This window comes from Bacillus sp. N3378-2at (assembly GCF_033412715.1).
GTDB lineage: Bacteria > Bacillota > Bacilli > Bacillales > Bacillaceae > Bacillus > Bacillus subtilis.
In genome coordinates, this window is record NZ_CP117986.1 from 613,123 (window position 1) to 629,047 (window position 15,925).

Sequence of the window (15,925 nt, forward strand, 5' to 3'; positions counted from 1 at the left end):
AGCGGCTGACAGAAAAGCCGCTTTTTATCTGCATTGACCCGGTTAGTTAAGAGCGGGTATAATAAAGTGATGATAAAAGAGTTCGCGGGGCAATGAGCTTCCGAATGTCTTTCTTGTTTTGGAGGGAAATATGTTGAAAACAACAATCAACCAAGTGTACAAGCACGTAGGTGAGGAAGTAACGATCGGAGCTTGGGTCGCTAATAAGCGTTCAAGCGGGAAAATTGCGTTTTTACAGCTTCGGGACGGTACCGGTTTTATTCAGGGTGTCGTAGTAAAAGCGGAAGTGGAAGAAAGCATTTTCCAAACAGCTAAATCAGTGACGCAGGAAACGTCGCTCTATATAAAAGGGATTGTCAAAGAGGACGAGCGTTCTCCGCTTGGATATGAACTTGCTGTGACAGATATTGAAGTCATTCACGAAGCGACCGATTATCCAATTACACCAAAAGAACACGGAACGGAATTTTTGATGGATCACAGACATTTATGGCTGCGTTCAAAGCGCCAGCATGCGATCATGAAAATCCGTAATGAAATCATTCGCGCGACTTACGAATTCTTTAATAACGAAGGCTTCGTAAAAGTGGATCCGCCGATTTTGACTGGAAGCGCACCTGAAGGAACAACAGAACTCTTTGCGACAAAGTACTTTGATGAAGATGCGTATCTGTCTCAAAGCGGCCAGCTCTACATGGAAGCTGCGGCAATGGCTTTAGGAAAAGTATTCTCTTTCGGACCGACATTCAGAGCGGAAAAGTCTAAAACAAAGCGTCACTTAATCGAATTCTGGATGATCGAACCGGAAATGGCGTTTGTAGAATTTGAAGAAAACCTTCAAGTACAGGAAAATTACGTTTCTTTCATCGTACAATCAGTTCTTAAGAATTGTAAAATTGAATTAAACACATTGGGAAGAGACACGTCAAAACTTGAGCAAATCAAAGCTCCGTTCCCAAGAATCACGTATGATGAAGCGATTGAATTTCTGAAAGAAAAAGGCTTTGACGATATCGAGTGGGGAGATGATTTCGGAGCGCCTCATGAAACAGCGATTGCTGAACACTATGACAAACCGGTATTCATCACTCGCTATCCGACGTCCTTAAAACCGTTCTATATGCAGCCGGCTTCTGACCGTGAGGACGTTGTGCTTTGCGCTGACTTGATTGCGCCGGAAGGCTATGGAGAAATCATCGGCGGGTCTGAACGGATTCACGATATGGAACTTTTGGAATCGCGTCTTAAAGAACATGGACTGGATTCTGACGCATATAAATGGTATGCTGAACTTAGAAAATATGGATCAGTTCCTCATTCCGGCTTCGGCCTTGGATTAGAGCGGACAGTAGCTTGGATCAGCGGAGCGCCTCACGTTCGTGAAACGATTCCGTTCCCAAGACTGTTAAACCGTCTGTATCCGTAATACATTCAAATGAAACAAAAAAAGAGTCTCCTGCAAGGGAGACTTTTTACAGTAAAGGGGCAATCACAATCCTTTACAGTAAGAGGTGTGACGATGAAAAAACAGCAATTTATTGATATGCAGGAGCAGGGAACATCAACCATCCCCAATCTTCTGCTTACGCATTATAAACAGCTTGGGCTTAATGAAACAGAACTTATTCTGCTGTTAAAAATTAAAATGCATTTAGAAAAAGGATCATATTTTCCTACACCGAATCAGCTGCAGGAAGGTATGTCAATTTCTGTTGAAGAATGCACAAACAGATTGCGGATGTTTATTCAAAAAGGCTTTCTGTTTATTGAAGAATGCGAGGATCAAAACGGCATCAAATTTGAGAAATATTCTCTTCAGCCTTTATGGGGGAAGCTGTACGAATATATTCAGCTTGCACAGAATCAAACACAGGAAAGAAAAGCAGAAGGGGAACAAAAAAGCCTTTATACCATTTTTGAGGAAGAGTTCGCAAGGCCGTTATCGCCTTTGGAGTGTGAAACGCTGGCGATCTGGCAGGACCAGGATCAGCATGACGCACAACTGATCAAACACGCGTTAAAAGAGGCTGTACTATCAGGAAAACTCAGTTTCCGCTACATTGACCGCATTTTGTTTGAATGGAAGAAAAACGGGCTTAAAACTGTGGAGCAGGCAAAAATACACAGCCAAAAATTCCGGCGTGTACAAGCAAAGCAAAATGAACCGCAAAAAGAGTATAAAAGGCAGGTTCCTTTTTACAATTGGCTTGAACAATAAAGTGAAAAGGTGACAATCGTGTTAAATCTAAAACAAATTGAATTCTGTTTAGACAAGATAGGTGACATGTTTCCTCATGCGGAGTGTGAACTGGTTCATTCCAATCCTTTTGAATTAGTGGTGGCTGTTGCTTTATCTGCGCAATGTACAGATGCACTTGTAAACAGAGTGACCAAAACATTATTCCAAAAATATAAACGGCCGGAAGACTATTTGGCTGTTCCGCTGGAAGAGCTTCAGCAGGATATTAAATCAATCGGTTTATATCGTAATAAAGCGAAAAATATTCAAAAGCTGAGTAAAATGATTATTGAAGATTACGGCGGAGAAGTGCCGAGAGACCGCGATGAGCTTGTCAAACTGCCAGGGGTCGGGAGAAAGACCGCAAACGTAGTGGTATCCGTTGCGTTTGGCGTGCCGGCCATAGCCGTAGATACCCATGTGGAGAGAGTCAGCAAACGATTGGGCATTTGCCGGTGGAAGGACTCGGTTCTGGAAGTTGAAAAGACGCTGATGCGCAAGGTTCCCAAAGAAGATTGGTCCGTTACGCATCACCGGCTTATTTTCTTCGGCAGATATCACTGTAAAGCCCAATCTCCGCGCTGTGCGGAGTGTCCGCTGCTTTCTTTGTGCAGAGAAGGGCAGAAGAGGGATAAAAAAGGACTGGTGAAACGATGACGCAAGCAAAAGAAGTGTTGGCTTCCTATGAGCAATACTTGCGCAGTCTTGGCCAGAAGAGTTCCTCGGATATGAAGAAAACCTTGCAGACCAATCCCGTGTATTTTGATTTCTGCACGGAATTACAAGGCGATTTGCCATGGGAGGACAGCGGGAAATACGTTCCGCTTTTATTTGAAGTGTGGGATGACATCAAAGCATCACTTCTCCCAGTCTTTCAAACACGAAAATCGAGATGTGACCAAAACGAAATGTTAAAGGGCATTGTGTGTTTGCTGGCTTCGTTACATTGGACAGCAGGTGAGCCGGTGAAATCGCTCGATTGGCAAGAACTGAGGGAGAAATCATATCCCGCAAAGCCGATTAATTGGGCTGAACGAGTGGAATTTATTCTTCTTAAGCCGACCCAATACCATTGCTTTATTCAGCTTGATGAGCTGATTACCGAAATGAAAAAGCATTTTTATAAATATCATGCGATGAATCGATAAAACCTCCTGTTAAAACGGGAGGTTTTTTATTGTGTACCAAAAAAGCCATCACCCCAAAGGTGACGGCTTTTTTGTTTAATTTGTTTTTTCAATGGATGATGAGTTTGTTTGTGTTTTATTAGATGTGTCTGTTTTATTTTTATTCGTGTCAGAACCTGTTGAATCATTCTTACCAGAGTTCGAATCACCATCCGACGTATCCTGGTTGTTACTGTTGTCGTTATCATTATCGTTTGATTGGTCTTGGTTATTGTTGTCGGACGGATTGGTGTTCGTATTGTCTTGTTTTTTGTCTTGATCGTTTGTTGAATCATCTGTCTGATCTTGATCCGTCTGACCGTCATCTTTTTGAGAATCATCAGTTTGTGTATCATCCTGAGTCTTCTCATCATCTTGTTTTTCATCATCCGTTTGTTGCTGGTCTTTTTTATCTTCATCGTCTTCAGCTTTTGGCACCTCATAAGATGTGGAAGCTGTACTTTTGCCATCATCACTGACGGCTGTTACTTCGAATTTGTATACAGATCCTGGCTGCACACCCGAAATAACTGCCTCTTTTGCAGAGCTGTTTTGAATTTCCGAGTAGCTGCCGCCGTCAACAGATTGCTTAACAGCAAAGGTCGCATCTCCGTCGTAATTCCAGCTTAACGTTAAAGATTGATTGTCTTTATCGTATTTCACGTTTAAACCAGACAGTTTAGCTGTTTCCTCTTTTTCTTCTTTCTCATATGTTTTAGAAACAGTAGAAGGAGCTGTGCCTTTAACAAAGTACTCTGTGAGCTTCTTATCGCTTGGCGTATTTGGCCCTGCCAGTTTTGCCGGATTAGAACCTTTTTCTACGGTGGCTTCCACTACGCTGTCAGGCTTCTCAAATGATCCGCTTCCGTCATCGACATCGGCGATGAGCTGGGCGAAGATGCGCTTTGCAACTTTTTGCTCTTCAGCTGAAAGTGATTTCTTTCCAGCCTCGTTTTCTCCCATTCCCGTCCAGACGGCAGCTGTATATTGCGGTGTGTAGCCAACGAACCAAGAATCTCGGGCGCCACCGCTAGCGATATTGTACCTTTTGACTTCATTATCATCAAAGTTAGTCGTTCCTGTTTTTCCTGCAACTTCTACACCAGGTACTTGTGCAAGCTGTCCAGTACCTGTCTTCACAGCTGTTTTCAGCATATCTGTAATCATAAACGCAGTATAATCACTCATGGCTGATTTTGATTTTGGTGTTAAGTCAAGCTTCGTGCCATCGTTAAATTCGATAGATTTTACAAAATGCGGTTCATTATACGTTCCGTTATTTCCAAACGCGCTGTATGCACCTGCCATTGTCAGAGGAGAAACACCATCGTTCCCACCGAAACCGCCAATAGAATAGGCCTCTGTTACATTATCTTTTGTTAAACCAAGCCCGAGTCCATTTGCAAAGTCTACAGCAGTATCTTTACCGACTGCCTGGAATGCTTTTAAAGCAGGTATATTTCTTGATTGGGCCAGAGCGTAACGCATTGAGATAGGCCCTAGATATTTGCGGTCCCAATCACGAATCGGTTTTCCGTTAGAATACGTATAAGCTGAGTCATCAATTTGTTCGTATGTGGACCATTTCTTATTTTCAATAACTGGTCCGTAGTCCAAAATCGGTTTTATGGTCGAACCAGGCTGTGCCTTAGTTTGAGTAGCATAGTTAAAGCCTCCGACAGGCTGATTGCGTCCCGCACCAATCGCTCGGACTTCTCCGTTTTTGGTATCGAGAAGCGTCACACCGCCCTGCATGCCTTCAGTAAATCCGACGGTGTCTCCGTCCATTAATTCATCTAGTTTATCTTGTGCTTTTGTATCTAATGTCGTATAGATCTTTAATCCGTCAGCAGATGGATCGACATCAGATTTTTCATCAATTTCCTTCATAACCTCTTCAACAAATGCGCTGTATTTGTTTGTACTTGCTTTTTCATATTCCTTCTGTGACACGACGCCTTCGTCTTTCACTGCCACTTTTTTCGCTTTGTTATATTGAGAATCAGAAATAAATCCTTGCTTTTTCATCAGACTGAGTACGATGTTCCGTCGTTTTTCCGCTTTATCCGGGTTTTTAACGGGATTGTACGCTGTCGGGCTCTGCGGCATTCCTGCCAGTGTGGCAGCCTGTTCGACAGTCAATTTGCTTAAATCTGTAACGCCGAAAAATTCTTCCGCCGCTTTTCCGATTCCGTATGCTCTAGGAGAAAAATAAATCCGGTTTAAATACATTTCTAAAATTTCATCTTTAGAGTAATTGCGCTCCAGCTGAATTGAAAGCCATACTTCCTGGACCTTCCGTTTCAACGTCTTCTGATGTGAAAGAAGGGAGTTTTTGACGACCTGCTGGGTGATCGTACTTCCGCCTTCAGCCCCGAAGCCGTCTTTAAAGTTGGCAACTAAAGCACCGCCGATACGGACAGGGTCAATCCCGTGGTGCTCATAAAAACGGGCGTCTTCTGTCGCGATAAAGGCTTCTTTTACAACATCGGGAATTTCATCTATCGAGACGTAGGTCCGTTTTTCGGCGCCGACTTCGGCGATCTCTTTTCCATTTTTATCATAAATCGTTGATGAATAAGGCGTCTTCAATTTGCTTTCATCAAGGGACGGCGCATCTGAAACCATAACGGCAAATGTAACAGCGCCGCCGACTACGCCTAAAACAAACAGAATGAGTAAAGTGAAAAGGGTCTTTTTAAACAATCCGCCCTTTTTTCGTTTCTTGCCTTTTTTCGGTGAAGGGCTCGACTTGCTGTTCGCTTTTCGTCGAGCTTCACGGCTGTTAAATTGATCTGACATAACATCTCAACCTTTCGTTAATCAACCTTTCGCACCAGATGATGGCGAAAAATAAAGCTGTTCAATAATACTAATATAATCAATTCTGGGTGCGTATCCAAGAAAAATCGGATAAGCTGTTTCTTCCAACTCATCTTTTCGAATTGATTTTCTGCCGTTTTTTTCTTTTCTGTCCCAGAAATAAAACAGCTTATCGGCTTCCAAAAAATATACCTGGTCGAAAGCGGATATAATAACAAAACAAATACCGTCTTGAGCCTTTACCTGCTTCATATGCTCGATTTGATGGTCATGAAAATTCTGCAGGGGGAAAGAGGTCTTGTTTTTCGTTTCTTTCGCCTCAAAATCAATATACCGCCCTTTGTAAATCCCATTGTAGTCTGTTGTCGATGATTGTTTAAAGTAAGCTTCTTTAATCACTGCGGCACTTCTTTTTGGATAATGGACATTTACAATTTGAACAGGTGTCGGCTTTTTGTGTATAACGGCAATTTGGTTTGTCAGATAATACTTATTCGTTTCGTTTAAGTCATCTTCGAGGGTCATTCCGCGATTACTGTAAGACGGGGCCCTTTTCTGACTGTTTTGGGATGAAACCGAATGTTTCGGCTGAAATGTTTTTCCGTTAGGATACCGAATCACTTTATCATCCTCCTTATTAAACTAATCATGACGGAAGTGAATGAACGTGCAAGAACAACAGACCATTAGAAAGCTTCTGAGCCGGATTGAGCGGCAGACAAAAATAAAAAACGCGGATAACATTTCAAGAACAAATGCTTATAAAGCATTTTACGACCGTCACCCGGAAATCAAATGGTCGCTTTTGGCTTCTTTCGTTTCTCGTAATGCCGGCTGGTCAATGACTGACTTAAAAGGCAGTCTGTTTCAGCTTGGACTCCGTGAGAGACAGCAAGAATGGTTCTTTTTAGCCTATGAAAGAGCGAACTGGCTTATTTTTTCGGATGCCTATCCGCAGCTTCTACTATACCACTGGTCAAAAAGAGTTGGGAAACCGCTGTTTCATCTGCTGCATGTGTTTGGCGTCTCACAATTTATGTCGGAAGAATGGACCCGTTTTTGGCATGAGCGAAATACGGAGCGGCTAATGTATGCCCTCATTATAAATGAACAAAACACTATCCAAACACCTATTATACAAAATCCTTCGTTTAAAAAGAATGTTTTTGACACGATTCCTTTTTATTTAAGTGATTGGTTACATTTTAACACCGTTATTTTTCCTTCCTCAAATGGGTTTCTTTACGGCATTTCAGTGAAACGCTTTTCAAAGGCGGAGGAAAGGATAAGGCTGGGAAAGCAGCTGTCTCAATTGCTGTTCAAGCCAGAATTGTTCTCCTCTTTTTATCACTTTTTGCACACAGTGCCGCACACAGGTTCCCGTTTTGATATGGAAAAGATGATCGGGATTACAAAAAGAACATCTCCTATGCTAAGGACATGCTACCCTGAGTTAATCCACTCATTAGACGGAACGAAAACAGATTGGTTTCATGGAAAGATAAAGAAAACGTTCTTTAGGCGCGAGGAATTGCCGAAGCAGATTGAATTGACAGACTGGTATTTACATAAAAAGCGCCAGCTTCATGCGCTTTTTGCGGTGGAGCAGTGGCTGAAAAAATAAAGAAGCAAGGAAATTCCTTGCTTCTTACGTAGAAGGGCGGTTCGGGCCGCCTAATTTTTTATCTAAAGAATCGATTGCCTTTGATTCAGTCTTTTTTTGCTGGCCGGCTTTTTTCGGTCTTGTTTTCATACGGCACCTCCTCACAAGTATCGTTTGCATTAACGAGGAGGATCATACAATTTTTGCGGGTGTTTTTGTCGAAAACTTCAGCTTTTCGTGGAATACCTGTTTGTTTGGCGATTTGCTTCTAGTTTTGTCATGAGGAAGGAAAGAGCCTTGAGAGCAAAGAATGTTAACCGGGAGAGACAAGGAAAGGGAGGTACACGAATGTCCGGTTATGTATGCAAGACAGATATTCTCCGTATGCTTTCTGATATAGAAGATGAATTAACGCGAGCTGAGCAAAGCCTGAATCATTCTGTAAATGCATTAGAGGCTGAGATGCGGGAAACGGAAAACGATCGCCTGAGTGTGCTGGAAGAAGAAATTATAGATCTTCATATTTGTATAAATGAGCTGTATCAATCGCCTGAACACAGGTATGCGTTTGAGAAGGTATACCGCATCGGCTGAATTTGCGAGTGAAATTTGGTACGATAGGCATTGAGGTGAAAGATATTGCTATCACAAACTTTGCTGGAAATGACCGAGCAAATGATTGAAGTTGCTGAAAAAGGCGCTGATCGGTATCAGGAAGGGAAAAACAGTAATCATTCTTATGATTTTTTTGAGACGATAAAGCCTGCAGTTGAAGAGAATGATGAACTGGCTGCTCGCTGGGCAGAGGGTGCTCTTGAATTGATAAAAGTCCGCCGGCCAAAATATGTGCATAAAGAGCAAATTGAGGCCGTAAAGGATAATTTCCTGGAATTGGTCCTTCAATCTTATGTTCATCATATTCATAAAAAACGATTCAAGGACATCACTGAGTCAGTCCTTTATACATTGCACGCAGTAAAGGATGAAATTGCAAGAGAAGACAGCCGGTAAAAGGCTGTCTTCTTTTCGTTTTTATAGGGGGCCGGACGTTAATTCATCTCATATGCCGGGCTTTCTGCTCCATTTGCTTCGAGAACCTTCATACTGTTACGAAACTCAGTTATGCTGAGATGTCCTTGAATATAGAGGAACTTGGCAAAGTCCATCAGTTTATTCATACAGTCTGTTTCATATTTCTTCATTTCTGCAAAACGTTTGCTTAAGTATGATACGTTCATTATGGTGCATCCCCTCTCATCTGTATTGAAAATATGGTACCATAATGATTCGACTTTTTTCTGTTTTTAAAAAATTTAAACTTTCGACACAATTTGACAAATGCTAATCATCACTTGTGACACAAACAATAGAAGTCATTCATACATATATAGAAGAGAAATATGTTGTGTTTAGGGGGAATCGCAATGAACGGGAGCTCTCGAAGCTATCCTCGGCAAATGGGCTATTATTATCCTCAGCATATGCAAGGATATTATCAGCAGGCTGCACCCGGTTATTTAGAGCAACAACTGCCTCAGCAGCATTATGGACAGCAGGATTATTATCAGCCTTATGCTCCGATCCAGCCTATGCCTATGCAGCCGCCTGTATTTTCTAACCCTTATCCTATCCCAAGGCCTAATCAACAGCAGCCTTCACAATTTCAAAGCATTATGTCGCAGTTCAAAAAAGCCAATGGGCAATTTGATTTTAATAAAATGATGGATACGACAGGTCAAGTAATGAGTGCAATGAATCAGGTCGGATCTTTAATAAAGGGATTTACCAGCTTTTTTAAATGATAGAAGCATGAATGAATCGTTCATTCATGCTTATTTTTTGGAAAGAAAAGTGTCATTGTCTGCTCGTTCCAAGACGTTTCCATATCTTCTTGGCGAACTTCATAAGGCAGCTGAACCGTTCTTGTCATGCTTGTAAAGGTAGCCTCATTTTGGTGTTTCTGTTTTTCTTGGAGTGTTACATGGAGATACCTCGATTTAACATCAACGACGATCTCGCCATCTCGAAACGTCGCCGGAATGGTAATATCGATATACAGCCCAGTATCTCTTTCTCTAACAAGTATGGTCGTCTGCACATCCTTTAAACTCGAGTTGATTAGGTTCTGAAATCCGTTTATAAGGTTGCCGAACGCTGAGGATTGAAAAAGAGTGTCGATTGCCTCCGTTATGATTTCTTCTTTCTTTTGCAGTTCGTTCTTTTTGTCATCATAGAATTCCAATTTCGCCACCGCCTTTTTTAACCAGATTATGCGTCTATGCCAGATGTTGTTATAAATTGAAGCAAAATTGAAAGTGTGGTTAAATAGTGGTGAATGAAGGGATAACGGTTGAAGTGAATGAGAAGGGAGAAAATACATTGCTGAAAAAATTATTCGGAATGGGCAAAACTCAGGAAAAGGTGACAGAAGAGGTTATTTATTCTCCGGCAGACGGTACAGTAATGGACCTGTCAGATGTGCCGGACCCTGTTTTTTCACAGAAAATGATGGGAGAAGGAATAGCGGTGGAACCTTCTAGCGGTGAAATCGTTTCTCCCGCTGAAGGTGAAGTCATTCAGATTTTCCACACCAAACACGCCGTTGGCATTCGGACTCGCTCGGGAATTGAGCTGTTAATTCATGTCGGGCTGGAGACAGTCAATATGAACGGAGAAGGATTTACTGCCCACATTAAAGAAGGGGATAAAGTGAAGGTCGGTGACCCGCTGATTACATGTGATTTGGAATTAATAAAAGAAAAAGCGAGCAGCACAGTCATCCCAATCGTTATAATGAATGGTGAGGCTGTAGGATCAATGGTACCGGCAGGCGAAAAGGCTGCTCGTAAAGGCGAATCAAAGCTCCTTACAATAAAAGCGAAATAAGCAGGGCGTATGCCTTGCTTTTTTTATTCAACTGTATAAAATTTGCACCTAGCCATGCAAACAAATATTCGGTAAACTGTACTTGACAAAGAGGTGTAAAGAATGAAAAAGAAATCACTGACTGAACTCATTTCTGATTTAAAAGGAAATGAAAACGTTGTGAATTGGCATGAAATTGAGCCTCGGGAAGCAAAAACAAGGCCTATGCCCGAAAGTATAGACGAGAGAATCAAAGCGGCCCTTTCGAAAAGGGGCATTGATGAACTATATACTCACCAATATTCCGCTTTTCAATATGTGCAAAAAGGAGAAAGCATTGTTACCGTAACGCCAACAGCATCAGGAAAAACGTTATGCTACAACCTCCCAGTCCTGCAGTCCATCGCCCAAGATGAAACAAACCGGGCGTTATATTTATTTCCGACTAAAGCGCTGGCACAAGACCAAAAGAGCGAGCTAAATGAAATTATTGATGAAATGGGCATTGATATTAAAAGCTTTACATATGATGGGGATACGTCTCCGGCAATCAGACAAAAGGTGAGAAAAGCAGGTCATATTGTCATTACAAACCCCGATATGCTGCATTCTGCCATTCTACCGCATCATACGAAATGGGTCAGTTTGTTTGAAAACCTTAAGTATATCGTCATCGATGAGCTTCATACGTATCGAGGTGTGTTCGGCAGCCATGTGGCAAATGTGATCCGGCGGCTAAAGCGGATCTGCCGGTTTTATGGAAGTGATCCGGTTTTTATTTGTACTTCCGCAACAATTGCCAACCCAAAGGAATTGGGAGAGCAGCTGACAGGCAAACCGATGCGGCTGGTCGATGACAACGGCGCACCGAGCGGACGCAAGCATTTTGTGTTTTACAATCCGCCAATTGTGAACAAACCGCTCAATATTAGAAGGAGCGCAACCGCAGAAGTGAATGAACTGGCGAAAGAGTTCCTTAAAAACAAAGTGCAGACCATTGTTTTTGCCAGAAGCAGAGTTCGGGTGGAAATTATTTTAAGCCATATTCAGGAGCTTGTGAAAAAAGAGATTGGAACAAAATCAATCAGAGGCTATCGGGGAGGCTATCTGCCGAAAGAGCGAAGAGAAATCGAAAGAGGCCTGAGAGAAGGCGACATTTTAGGAGTGGTCAGTACGAATGCCTTAGAGCTTGGTGTTGATATCGGCCAGCTGCAAGTGTGTGTAATGACTGGGTATCCCGGAAGTGTTGCAAGTGCTTGGCAGCAGGCCGGACGAGCCGGCAGAAGACACGGTGAATCTTTGATTATTTTGGTAGCCAATTCAACACCGATTGACCAATATATTGTGCGGCATCCTGAATATTTCTTTAATCGTTCGCCGGAATCTGCAAGAATCAATCCGGAGAATTTGATTATTTTAGTAGACCACTTAAAGTGTGCGGCTTATGAGCTTCCTTTTAGAGCTGATGAAGAATTTGGAGCCATGGAAGTCAGTGATATTCTTGAGTATCTTCAGGAAGAGGCTGTTCTTCACCGCAACGGCGAACGGTACCATTGGGCAAGTGAGTCGTTTCCTGCTTCAAACATCAGTTTGCGTTCCGCCTCCCAGGAAAATGTCGTTATAGTTGATCAGTCGGATATTGCAAATGTAAGGATTATCGGTGAAATGGACCGTTTTAGTGCGATGACGCTTTTACATGATGAAGCAATTTATTTGCATGAAGGCGTTCAGTATCAAGTTGAGAAGCTCGATTGGGACCATAAAAAGGCGTATGTCAGAAAAGTCGATGTCGAATATTATACGGATGCAAACCTGGCAGTTCAGCTGAAGGTATTAGAAATCGATAAAACGAAAGAAAAAAGCCGTACGTCATTGCACTACGGAGACGTCACTGTCAATGCCCTGCCGACCATTTTTAAAAAAATAAAAATGACCACTTTTGAAAATATTGGGTCTGGACCTATTCATTTGCCGGAAGAAGAACTGCATACAAGTGCAGCTTGGCTCGAAATCAAAACAGCGGATGAAGACATCGGGGAAAAGACACTGGAACAGCTGCTTCTTGGCATCTCGAATGTGCTGCAGCATATTGTCCCTGTGTATATCATGTGTGATCGAAATGATGTTCATGTTGTTTCTCAAATTAAAGCAGCCCATACCGGATTGCCAACCATATTTTTATATGATCATTATCCGGGCGGTATCGGTTTGGCGGAGGAAGTCTTTAAACGTTTTTCAGACATTAATGAAGCGGCGAAACAACTGATTACACATTGTCCTTGTCATGACGGCTGTCCGTCTTGTATAGGTACAGAAATAGAAGGGATAAAAGCAAAGGAAAGAATTTTGCAGCTGTTGGATCAAATGTCGTAAGGAGGGAGGCCGGATATGTCATTAAAAGGGAAACTCCAGCGGATGAAAAAGCACATGGCGCTCGACGAAGGAGAACAAAAAATAGAAGCAGGCAAACAAGAAAACCACTTTGATGACATCCCGTTTTTAGAAGAGTGGGAGGCTTTTGGCATGAAGCCTTTCATCTTCGAAGATGAATATTGCCTCATCAGAGAAGTAGAATATCCGCTTTCTCACCGCCATGGGTTATACAGCTTTTCTGAGCTTGAGGAAGTGATCACACTGTGGAATCAAAGCGGCCTGTCGCATACGTTGTCAGCAAAAGGGTATAACAAAAACAACCTCTTTTTCTTTGATACAGAAACAACCGGTCTTGGGGGCGGAGCTGGGAATACCATTTTTTTGCTTGGGCATGCGAGAGTATATGAAGACCGAGTGACAGTCAAACAGCATCTTTTGCCCAAACCGGGGAACGAAGTCGCCTTGTACCAAAGCTTTTTAAGCGAGGTTGACATTACATCACTTGTGACCTACAACGGCAAAGCCTTTGATTGGCCGCAGGTGAAAACAAGGCACACCTTGATCCGTGACAGACTTCCGAAGCTTCCGGAGTTTGGCCACTTTGATCTTTTGCATGGAGCTAGACGCCTGTGGAAACACAAAATGGACCGTGTATCTCTTGGCACGGTTGAAAAAGAGGAGCTCGGCATCCGCAGGCTAGAAGACACACCGGGCTACTTGGCGCCAATGCTTTACTTTCATTTTATCAAGGCGCAAGAGCCGGATCTTTTAAAAGGTGTCCTGCATCATAATGAAATGGATGTGTTATCACTCATTTCATTGTACATCCATATGTCTAAAAAAATCCTTTCAGAATCACATGCGCCAAAAGAACACAGTGAAGCCTATGCTATGGCGAAATGGTTTATGGCTCATAAAGAAACGGACCAAGCGATGAAGCAGTTGGAAAGGCTTATAGAAAAATCGTTTGAGGACCAGGACAGTGCACGGCTGGATTTATCGCTCCTGTACAAAAAACAAAATCGCTTGGAAGAAGCAGTGCCGCTTTGGGAAAAGCTGTCCCGCTCGCAAAACCAGAAGTGCAGGTACGCTGCTGTAATAGAGCTCGCGAAATATTTTGAGCATAAGAAAAAAAAATTCGGAAAAGCATTGCAAATAGCAGAGCAATTGCTTAGCGATGCGGCATGCTTATCAGAGAAAGAAACTGAAAAACTGCATGTGAGAATTGCCCGGCTGAAGAGGAAATATTCCTCTTAAATATTCCCCGGGAAAGCGCAAAAGACGACTTGTTTCGCCATGAATTTTTTTTGCTGAATTCACATTGATTTTGTTGTAGAATAGCGGCGAATCCTGTAAAATGACGTTAGTTATTTTTAAAGGGAGAGTTGGTATGTATAAGGGTGTTTTCTACTTGTTCTTTGTTGTGGTATTTTTGATTGCTTTTGTGTTTTCCAACTTTAAAGACAGCTTAATTGCACACTTTTAAAATAGGTCTTTGCATCAGAACATGTACCCCTTATTTTTCATAGCTTAGTATTGTAATAAAGTTTATGGAAAGGGGATTTTATCATGCATCACTGCAGACCGCATATGATGGCGCCAATTGTCCATCCTACTCATTGCTGTGAACACCATACGTTTTCGAAGACTATCGTGCCGCACATTCACCCACAGCATACAACAAACGTAAACCACCAGCATTTTCAGCACGTTCACTACTTTCCACACACTTTCTCAAATGTTGACACGGCTACGCATCAGCATTTTCAAGCAGGAAAACCTTGCTGCGACTACTAGTATGGAAAACGTGCAGCTTGATGGTGTAAACAATGCAGCACAACAAATGGGGCCCACGGGAGCCCCATTTTTTAAAGCAGGTGAAATGATGAAAGTATTGGCAATAACGGGCTATAAACCGTTTGAACTGGGGATATTTAAGCAGGATGACAAGGCGCTGTATTACATAAAAAAAGCCATTAAGAACCGGCTGATTGCTTTTTTGGATGAAGGATTAGAATGGATTTTAATTTCGGGCCAGCTTGGAGTTGAGCTGTGGGCGGCAGAAGTTGCATATGATTTGCAGGAGGAATACCCTGACTTAAAGGTAGCTGTCATCACACCATTTTACGAGCAGGAAAAGAACTGGAAAGAACCGAATAAGGAACAGTATGAAGCAGTTCTGGCTCAGGCAGACTATGAAGCAAGCCTGACTCACCGTCCTTATGAAAGCCCGCTTCAATTCAAACAAAAAAATCAGTTCTTCATTGATAAGTCCGACGGGCTTCTGCTTTTATATGACCTGGAAAAGGAAGGCTCCCCTAAGTATATGCTTGGGTCAGCGGAAAAAAGGCGCGAACAGGATGGCTATCCCATCTACTTTATTACAATGGATGACTTGAGAGTGACAGTAGAGGAAGACAGCTACTCATAGCAATAAGAGAAATTTGACAACCGTACAGATTTCTGAAAAAATATATGTGATGATTCACGATACGAGGTGAAAAAGATGCTTGCTGATAAAGTAAAGCTTTCTGCGAAAGAAATTTTGGAAAAAGAATTTAAAACAGGCGTTAGAGGCTACAAGCAAGAAGACGTTGACAAATTTTTAGATATGATTATTAAGGATTATGAAACCTTCCATCAAGAAATTGAAGAACTGCAGCAGGAAAATCTTCAGCTGAAAAAACAGCTTGAAGAAGCAAGTAAAAAACAGCCTGTGCAATCTAACACAACAAACTTTGATATTTTAAAACGGCTGTCTAACTTAGAAAAACACGTTTTTGGCAGCAAGCTTTATGATTGATCACACTTGAAAAAAATGGCGCTTGTAAATTGTAATCAGTTGTTATATAATAA

At 42.2% G+C, this 15,925-nt stretch carries 20 protein-coding genes; 15 read left to right on the top strand and 5 right to left on the bottom strand.

Annotated elements, in window-relative coordinates:
- The first annotated feature begins 133 nt into the window (after positions 1 to 133).
- The 4 genes from asnS (at position 134) to PUN35_RS03405 (ending at position 3,387) form a co-directional block, all read left to right on the top strand.
- The gene (gene asnS, locus PUN35_RS03390) at positions 134 to 1,426 is read left to right on the top strand and encodes an asparagine--tRNA ligase (protein ID WP_004398777.1); all 1,293 of its coding nucleotides are present in this window, start codon (positions 134 to 136) and stop codon (positions 1,424 to 1,426) included.
- 93 nt (positions 1,427 to 1,519) lie between these two features.
- Positions 1,520 to 2,218 (top strand): DNA replication protein DnaD, encoded by a 699-nt coding sequence (gene dnaD / locus PUN35_RS03395; protein WP_004398499.1) that lies wholly within the window; start codon positions 1,520 to 1,522, stop codon positions 2,216 to 2,218.
- Positions 2,219 to 2,236: 18 nt separating this feature from the next.
- Positions 2,237 to 2,896: an endonuclease III gene (gene nth, locus PUN35_RS03400; protein WP_009967580.1), complete on the top strand. Its 660-nt coding sequence runs from the start codon at positions 2,237 to 2,239 to the stop codon at positions 2,894 to 2,896.
- Positions 2,893 to 3,387, top strand: a complete 495-nt coding sequence (locus PUN35_RS03405; RefSeq protein ID WP_009967579.1) for a YpoC family protein — start codon at positions 2,893 to 2,895, stop codon at positions 3,385 to 3,387. The genes nth and PUN35_RS03405 overlap by 4 nt, the downstream gene beginning before the upstream one ends.
- A gap of 75 nt (positions 3,388 to 3,462) precedes the next feature.
- On the opposite strand, the gene PUN35_RS03410 is transcribed toward PUN35_RS03405, so the two are convergent.
- Together PUN35_RS03410 and recU are read right to left on the bottom strand one after the other, a co-directional pair.
- Positions 3,463 to 6,207: a transglycosylase domain-containing protein gene (locus PUN35_RS03410; protein WP_004398589.1), complete on the bottom strand. Its 2,745-nt coding sequence runs from the start codon at positions 6,205 to 6,207 to the stop codon at positions 3,463 to 3,465.
- 21 nt (positions 6,208 to 6,228) lie between these two features.
- Complete coding sequence (gene recU, locus PUN35_RS03415; protein ID WP_014480105.1) at positions 6,229 to 6,849, bottom strand: Holliday junction resolvase RecU; 621 nt, start codon at positions 6,847 to 6,849, stop codon at positions 6,229 to 6,231.
- 40 nt (positions 6,850 to 6,889) lie between these two features.
- Between recU and PUN35_RS03420 the strand changes: the two genes are divergently transcribed.
- Entirely contained in the window at positions 6,890 to 7,852 is a 963-nt protein-coding gene (locus PUN35_RS03420) for a DUF2515 domain-containing protein (protein ID WP_033881326.1), read from the top strand.
- A gap of 24 nt (positions 7,853 to 7,876) precedes the next feature.
- Here the strand turns inward: PUN35_RS03420 and sspM are convergent, their stop codons facing one another.
- Positions 7,877 to 7,981 carry an acid-soluble spore protein SspM gene (sspM, locus tag PUN35_RS03425; RefSeq protein WP_003225606.1) on the bottom strand — a complete coding sequence of 35 codons (105 nt, stop codon included), beginning with the start codon at positions 7,979 to 7,981 and terminating at the stop codon, positions 7,877 to 7,879.
- Between the two features lie 198 nt (positions 7,982 to 8,179).
- On the opposite strand from sspM, the gene PUN35_RS03430 reads away from it, so the two are divergent.
- Entirely contained in the window at positions 8,180 to 8,425 is a 246-nt protein-coding gene (locus tag PUN35_RS03430; RefSeq protein ID WP_004398488.1) for a YppD family protein, read from the top strand.
- 45 nt (positions 8,426 to 8,470) lie between these two features.
- The gene (locus tag PUN35_RS03435; protein WP_003246080.1) at positions 8,471 to 8,842 is read left to right on the top strand and encodes a YppE family protein; all 372 of its coding nucleotides are present in this window, start codon (positions 8,471 to 8,473) and stop codon (positions 8,840 to 8,842) included.
- A gap of 38 nt (positions 8,843 to 8,880) precedes the next feature.
- Here PUN35_RS03435 and PUN35_RS03440 read toward each other — a convergent pair whose 3' ends face one another.
- Positions 8,881 to 9,069 (bottom strand): YppF family protein, encoded by a 189-nt coding sequence (locus tag PUN35_RS03440; RefSeq protein ID WP_003230690.1) that lies wholly within the window; start codon positions 9,067 to 9,069, stop codon positions 8,881 to 8,883.
- 186 nt (positions 9,070 to 9,255) lie between these two features.
- Here PUN35_RS03440 and PUN35_RS03445 point away from each other — a divergent pair, with 186 nt between their 5' ends.
- On the top strand, positions 9,256 to 9,633 hold the full coding sequence (locus tag PUN35_RS03445) for a YppG family protein (RefSeq protein WP_004398696.1): 378 nt from the start codon (positions 9,256 to 9,258) through the stop codon (positions 9,631 to 9,633).
- Positions 9,634 to 9,653: 20 nt separating this feature from the next.
- On the opposite strand, the gene PUN35_RS03450 is transcribed toward PUN35_RS03445, so the two are convergent.
- Positions 9,654 to 10,073 (bottom strand): Hsp20/alpha crystallin family protein, encoded by a 420-nt coding sequence (locus tag PUN35_RS03450; RefSeq protein ID WP_014480103.1) that lies wholly within the window; start codon positions 10,071 to 10,073, stop codon positions 9,654 to 9,656.
- 137 nt (positions 10,074 to 10,210) lie between these two features.
- On the opposite strand from PUN35_RS03450, the gene PUN35_RS03455 reads away from it, so the two are divergent.
- The 7 genes from PUN35_RS03455 (at position 10,211) to gpsB (ending at position 15,872) form a co-directional block, all read left to right on the top strand.
- Positions 10,211 to 10,717, top strand: coding sequence for a PTS sugar transporter subunit IIA (locus PUN35_RS03455; RefSeq protein ID WP_029726788.1), 507 nt, complete (start codon positions 10,211 to 10,213; stop codon positions 10,715 to 10,717).
- A 102-nt stretch (positions 10,718 to 10,819) separates the two neighbouring features.
- Entirely contained in the window at positions 10,820 to 13,069 is a 2,250-nt protein-coding gene (gene mrfA / locus PUN35_RS03460) for an ATP-dependent helicase MrfA (RefSeq protein WP_014480101.1), read from the top strand.
- Between the two features lie 15 nt (positions 13,070 to 13,084).
- Positions 13,085 to 14,326, top strand: coding sequence for a metal-dependent exonucleaseMrfB (mrfB, locus tag PUN35_RS03465; protein WP_014480100.1), 1,242 nt, complete (start codon positions 13,085 to 13,087; stop codon positions 14,324 to 14,326).
- 100 nt (positions 14,327 to 14,426) lie between these two features.
- The gene (locus PUN35_RS03470) at positions 14,427 to 14,555 is read left to right on the top strand and encodes a hypothetical protein (RefSeq protein ID WP_003230707.1); all 129 of its coding nucleotides are present in this window, start codon (positions 14,427 to 14,429) and stop codon (positions 14,553 to 14,555) included.
- A gap of 83 nt (positions 14,556 to 14,638) precedes the next feature.
- Positions 14,639 to 14,866 (top strand): spore coat protein CotD, encoded by a 228-nt coding sequence (gene cotD, locus PUN35_RS03475; protein ID WP_072592547.1) that lies wholly within the window; start codon positions 14,639 to 14,641, stop codon positions 14,864 to 14,866.
- 88 nt (positions 14,867 to 14,954) lie between these two features.
- Complete coding sequence (locus tag PUN35_RS03480; RefSeq protein WP_033881327.1) at positions 14,955 to 15,500, top strand: SLOG family protein; 546 nt, start codon at positions 14,955 to 14,957, stop codon at positions 15,498 to 15,500.
- A 75-nt stretch (positions 15,501 to 15,575) separates the two neighbouring features.
- On the top strand, positions 15,576 to 15,872 hold the full coding sequence (gpsB, locus tag PUN35_RS03485; RefSeq protein ID WP_003225629.1) for a cell division regulator GpsB: 297 nt from the start codon (positions 15,576 to 15,578) through the stop codon (positions 15,870 to 15,872).
- Positions 15,873 to 15,925 lie beyond the last annotated feature (53 nt).